Source organism: Flavobacterium sp., from assembly GCF_044338735.1.
Classification (GTDB): domain Bacteria; phylum Bacteroidota; class Bacteroidia; order Flavobacteriales; family Flavobacteriaceae; genus Flavobacterium.
Window position 1 is genome coordinate 1 of sequence record NZ_JBIIWV010000184.1, and the last position, 3,935, is coordinate 3,935.

The 3,935-nt window shown below is 32.8% G+C and carries 3 protein-coding genes; 2 read left to right on the top strand and 1 reads right to left on the bottom strand.

Translation table 11 applies throughout. The annotated features are described in order from the left end of the window. Positions 1-172: 172 nt before the first annotated feature. Positions 173-2,971, top strand: a complete 2,799-nt coding sequence (gene infB, locus ACIQZC_RS09705) for a translation initiation factor IF-2 (protein WP_396139028.1) — start codon at positions 173-175, stop codon at positions 2,969-2,971. A 52-nt stretch (positions 2,972-3,023) separates the two neighbouring features. On the opposite strand, the gene ACIQZC_RS09710 is transcribed toward infB, so the two are convergent. Next, on the bottom strand, positions 3,024-3,413 hold the full coding sequence (locus ACIQZC_RS09710) for an SPOR domain-containing protein (RefSeq protein ID WP_396139029.1): 390 nt from the start codon (positions 3,411-3,413) through the stop codon (positions 3,024-3,026). A 211-nt stretch (positions 3,414-3,624) separates the two neighbouring features. On the opposite strand from ACIQZC_RS09710, the gene ACIQZC_RS09715 reads away from it, so the two are divergent. Next, positions 3,625-3,935, top strand: a 311-nt coding sequence (locus ACIQZC_RS09715) for a c-type cytochrome (protein WP_396139030.1), incomplete at its 3' end; no start/stop codon positions are given.

Below are 3,935 nucleotides of genomic sequence, written 5' to 3' on the forward strand. Positions count from 1 at the left end.
TTAGATACTGCAAGAAGTGTTTTAAAACAAGAAGTTGCCGACTTAGTAAGAAGAACAGATCTTGAAGAAGAAACAATTATAGATGTAATGAATGTTCTTAAAGAAGAATTAGAAGGATAATCCTACATTTGTAATCAGTATAACAAAAAAAAGAATTTTTTAAAAAGATTATATGTCTGAAGAAAGAGTAATAAGAATAAACAAAGTTTTAAGGGAGTTAAATATTTCTCTTGATAGAGCTGTGGATTTTTTAAAAGACAAAGGTCACGAAATCGAGTCTAGTCCAAATGCTAAAATATCTCAAGAGGAGTATAAAGTCTTATGTGGTCAATTTTCTGCCGACAAAGGGAATAAGGTTGCCTCTCTTGAAGTGAGCGAAGAAAAGAGAAAAGAGAAAGAGGCGCTTAAACGCCAACTTGAAAAAGAACAAGAGGCAAAACGTTTGCAAGAAGAAGAACGACAAAGACAAGAAGTTATCAAAGCGAAGGCTAATGTAACTGCGCCAAAATCGGTTGGCAAAATAGAATTAGATCCTAAAAAACAAATTGTTACACCTGAAACTCCAGAAGCTGAACAAAAAGAAAAAGCAGTAGTTGCTAAGACCACTACCAAAGCAAAAACGAAAGAACAAAATACTCAACCAGAAAAAGTTGCAGTTAAAAAACAACAAACCGAGAAGTCTTCAAAAGAAGAAATAACTTCAACAGAATCAACTGAAGAAGAGGTTGATGTAAAAATTGAAACACAATATCACAAACTTTCGGGTGCTACTTTTACGGGTCAAAAAATTGATTTAACTCAGTTTAATAAACCTAAAAAGAAAAAAGAAGAGATAAAAAAAGACATCAAAAAACCAGGAGCACCTCAAACACCTAGCACTACAGGTACAGCAGGAGCTAATGCAAACAATAAAAACAAACGCAAAAGAATTATAAAACCTAATGGTCCAGGTGCTCCAGGAGCTAATAACCAAACAGGTGGTGGTCCTAAAAAAGAGTTTGTAAAAGGTGGTGCAGCGGGAGGTTTCAACAAGGGTAAAAAACCAATTATTCAAAAGGTTGAACCATCTGAAGAAGATGTAAAAAACCAAATTAAAGAAACTTTAGAACGTTTACAAGGAAAAGGTAATAAGTCTAAATCAGCAAAATATCGTAGAGACAAAAGAGATTCTCACCGCCAACGTGTTGATGATGAACTTCAAGCAATAGAAGAGGGCAGTAAAACACTAAAAGTTACCGAATTTGTAACTGTTGGAGAAGTAGCTACCATGATGGATGTGCCGATAACCAAAGTAATCGGAACTTGTATGTCTCTTGGAATCATGGTTACCATGAATCAACGTTTAGATGCTGAAACATTATCTATTGTTGCAGATGAGTTTGGTTTTGAAGTAGAATTTATTACAACAGATATTGAAGAAGCAGCAGAAATTATTGCTGATAATCCTGAAGATTTAGTTCATAGAGCACCTATTGTTACTGTAATGGGTCACGTAGATCACGGTAAAACATCTTTATTAGATTACATTCGAAAAGCTAATGTAATTGCTGGTGAGTCGGGTGGAATTACACAACATATTGGAGCATACGGAGTAATATTAGAGGGTGGAGAAAAAATTACGTTTTTAGATACACCAGGTCACGAAGCGTTTACTGCTATGCGTGCACGTGGAGCTCAAGTTACTGATATTGCTATTATTGTTATTGCAGCAGATGATGACATCATGCCACAAACAAAAGAAGCAATTAGTCATGCACAAGCTGCGGGAGTTCCAATGATTTTTGCTATAAATAAAGTGGATAAGCCCAATGCCAATCCAGAAAAAATTAAAGAGCAATTAGCAGGAATGAACCTACTTGTTGAAGATTGGGGTGGAAAATATCAATCGCATGACATTTCCGCAAAACAAGGTACGGGTGTCTTAGAATTACTTGAAAAAGTGTTGTTAGAAGCAGAAGTATTAGAATTAACAGCTAACCCAAATAAACCTGCTTTAGGAACAGTTGTGGAAGCACAATTAGATAAAGGTAAAGGATATGTTTCTACTATATTAGTACAGGCAGGAACACTTCGCATTGGAGATTATGTCTTAGCTGGAAAAAATCATGGTAAAATTAGAGCCATGTTTGATGAAAGAGGTCAACAAGTAAAAGAAGCGGGTCCATCTACTCCAGTATCAGTATTAGGTTTAGACGGTGCGCCAACTGCGGGAGATAAATTTAATGTTTACGAAGACGAAAGAGAAGCAAAACAAATTGCATCAAAACGTACACAATTACAACGCGAACAATCAGTACGTACACAAAAACATATTACACTTGCCGAAATTGGCCGTCGTATTGCTTTAGGTCAATTTAAAGAATTAAATATTATTATTAAAGGAGATGTTGATGGATCGGTTGAAGCATTATCAGATTCATTCTCTAAGTTATCTACCGAAGAAATTCAAATCAATATTATCCATAAAGGAGTAGGAGCAATCACAGAATCAGATGTATTATTAGCTTCGGCTTCAGATGCAATTATCATTGGATTTAACGTACGTCCTCAAGGAAATGCAAAACAACTAGCCGATAAAGAAGAAATCGATATCCGTAACTATTCAATTATTTACGATGCAATAGATGATTTGAAAGATGCTATGGAAGGCATGTTGTCTCCAGAAATGAAAGAGGAAATTACAGGTACTGCCGAAATTAGAGAAATCTTTAAAGTAACAAAAGTAGGCTCTATTGCAGGATGTATGGTAACCGATGGTAAAATATTTAGAAATTCTAAAATACGCCTTATCAGAGAAGGTGTGGTAATTTACACAGGAGAATTAGCAACCTTAAAACGTTTTAAAGACGATGTTAAAGAAGTAGCAAAAGGATATGACTGTGGTATGCAAATTAAAAATTACAACGATATTAAAGAATATGATTTAATCGAAGCGTTCCAAGAAGTGGAAGTGAAGAAAAAATTAAAATAATAAAGTAAAAAAAACGCCTTACAATTGTAAGGCGTTTTTTTTATAGAATATATTATTTTGTAGGTTTTATTATTAAAGCCGTTGGATATTTTTTCTTTATTTCTAAAATTGCTTTTTCAACTTCAATGCGGGTTTCAAAATTTCCAACCCACACTTTATAATTTGGATTTGTATACACAATAGTGCCATCAAAATCTATAAATTCTCGCTTAAATTCCTGTAATTTTTTTTTAGAATCATCACTATTTCCATAAAAAATTTGAATTTTATACGTGTCATTTGATACTAATCCAATATTAATTTTTCTTTTTTCTTTTAGTAATTGATCAATTTTTGGATCTTGAATTAAGTTGGATTTTCGTTCTTGTCCATTCATTTTATAACCCAAAAATATACATAGAATGAAGAAGTACAATAAGTTATGTTTTTGCTTTTTTTTCATCACATTTTTTTTTCATTACAAAAATACAATTTCATTTTATTGTGGGAAGCATTATTGTTATTTAGAACTAATATAAATTACATTTTAGTGCAAAATTTGGGTTTTAATAATAGTTCTAATATTGTATTTTTGTCGGAGTTTTTTAAAAATAAAAATTGTTATAGATTCATCTATAATTGTACCAATAATTAGTTGATAATCATTTTTAAATATGAAAAAGGTGGGTAACCATAAATCGTTTTCAAAGATTTTCTTCAGTTTAGCAATCACGCTAACTATTTCTTTAAATGCATTTTCTCAAGATGCAGCAAAAGGTAAAGAAATTTTTAATGCCAATTGTGCAGCATGTCATAAATTAGATGCTAAATCTACGGGTCCTGCACTTCGTGGTGTTGAAGCCAAGTATGACAAAGAATGGTTGTACAAATGGATTAAAAACAGTGGAGAATTAATCAAATCTGGAGATGCTCAAGCAGTTAAAGTTTTCGAGGAAAACAATAAAGTGGCTATGACTGCATTTCC